Genomic DNA, 1,853 nt, shown 5'->3' on the forward strand with positions numbered 1-1,853 from the left:
CCTGACGACGTTCGAGAATGTCGCTTTGCCATTGCGTGTGCTGGGGCAGCCGGAAAGCGAATATCGGCCCAACGTCACCGAACTGCTCGAATGGGTGGGGCTGGGTGAACGCATGAACGCCCTGCCCTCGCTGCTGTCGGGTGGCGAAAAGCAGCGCGCCGCCATCGCCCGGGCCGTCATCGCCCGGCCCAAGATCCTCCTTGCGGATGAGCCAACCGGCAATGTCGATCCCGATCTGTCGAGCCGACTGGTCCATCTCTTCGCCGAGCTCAATCGCACGCTGGGCATGACCATCATCCTGGCCACACACGAGCTGCCGCTCCTCGACAAGTTCAACTATCCGCGCATGCTGCTCTCCAAGGGCGAGTTGGTGATCCATGATTGAGCGCATCCTCGGCCTGTGGCCGGCCCGCAAGGGTGCCGCCCCTATCGTTCCTGAAAAAAGCGTCGCCGGCCGCACCCTGCTGCTGCTCATCACCATCATGGGCTTCCTGTCCGCCGTGACGCTGGGCGGCGTGGTGCTGGTGCAGAAATCAGCCATTGCCTGGTCGGCCGATGTCGGCCGCGAGGTCACCATCCAGATTCGCCCCGTCGAGGGCGAGGTGATGGATAGCAACCTGCGTACCGCGGTTTCGCTGGCCCAATCGACGCCCGGTGTCGCCTCGGCCCGGGCCCTCACCATCGAGGAAAGCCAGCAGCTGCTCGAGCCCTGGCTCGGGGCCGGCCTCGACCTTACCGCCATCGAGATCCCGCGGCTGGTCGTGGTGCAACTGGCCGACCCCGCTGAGGCCGATATCGAGGGCCTCGAGCGCAACCTGGCCGCCGTCAAGGGCGCCAGCCTCGACACTCACGCCGCCTGGCGCCAGCAGCTCAACACCATGGCCGGCACCATCGTGGTCTCGGGCCTGCTCGTGCTGATCCTGATCGGCGCCGCTACCGTGCTCGCAATCGTCTTCGCCACCCGCGGCGCCATGGCGACCAACCGCGAAATTGTCGACGTGCTGCACTATATCGGCGCCTCGAACCGCTTTATCGCCGGGGAGTTCCAGGGACGGTTCCTCTCCATCGGGCTGCAGGGCGGGCTGCTCGGCACGATCGCGGCCATGCTGTTCTTCACCCTGATCGGCACGGCTGCCGGCAATATCCTGTCGAGCGAGGCCGGGGCGCAGGTCGGCATATTGTTCGGGCGCTTTGCCCTGGGCATCGATGGCATTGTGGGGATCCTGGCCGTGGTGCCGGTCATTGCCGCGCTCACCGCCATAACCTCGCGCGTGACGGTTCGTCGCTTCCTCAACGAAACCTCCTAGACCGGTGTGCTGCGGTCAAGGCGAGCCGAAAATGGTGGCATTAAAGAACCGGCGCGGAGCGTGCATCAGTACGTGAGCACCGGAAGCGCAGAAGGCCGCCGTTTGCAGGCCGCCTTCACGTGAACCCCGACACACCGGGGGAACGCCCCTCGCCAAGCCCGCGTTTGCCCGCTATGACGCGGGGACCGACCGGCAGTCCGCTCAGGCTGAGCCGAAAATGGTGGTTTTCGACAACCGGACCGGAGCGTACGTTCTGTACGTGAGGACCGGAAGCGCAGGAAACCGGCATTTGCAGGCCAGCATCAGCGGAATGCCGATCGGTCTCAAATCGGCCAGACGCCGTGGGGAGATGTTCATGGCTATCGTGCAGGCAGTGCGCACCGCGCTGTTCTACTTCATCTTCGGCACGGTGATTGTCGCCGGCTCCCGCTTCCTCGCCAAGGCGCTGCTGTGGCTGCCCGAGCGCAACGTTGGCCACACCGGCGGGGTGGTGATCTATGGCGCCGGTTCGGCCGGCACCCAGCTTGCCGAAGCGCTGCGCGCCCA

3 protein-coding genes are annotated in these 1,853 nt (G+C 65.6%); all 3 read left to right on the plus strand.

Going from position 1 to position 1,853, the window contains the following annotated elements:
* Positions 1–385, plus strand: a 385-nt coding sequence (locus V6M52_RS17180) for an ATP-binding cassette domain-containing protein (protein ID WP_332702043.1), incomplete at its 5' end; no start/stop codon positions are given.
* Positions 378–1,307: a cell division protein FtsX gene (locus V6M52_RS17185; protein WP_332702045.1), complete on the plus strand. Its 930-nt coding sequence runs from the start codon at positions 378–380 to the stop codon at positions 1,305–1,307. The genes V6M52_RS17180 and V6M52_RS17185, both read left to right, overlap by 8 nt.
* A gap of 355 nt (positions 1,308–1,662) precedes the next feature.
* On the plus strand, positions 1,663–1,853 hold a 191-nt coding region (locus tag V6M52_RS17190; RefSeq protein WP_332702047.1), incomplete at its 3' end, for a nucleoside-diphosphate sugar epimerase/dehydratase.

The sequence above is a fragment of the Devosia sp. genome, assembly GCF_036676215.1.
GTDB lineage: Bacteria > Pseudomonadota > Alphaproteobacteria > Rhizobiales > Devosiaceae > Devosia.

What these genes read in the sequence shown, in the direction of transcription:
- V6M52_RS17185 (WP_332702045.1), top strand. Translation starts at nt 378, where the DNA reads ATGATTGAGCGCATCCTCGGCCTGTGGCCGGCCCGCAAGGGTGCCGCC.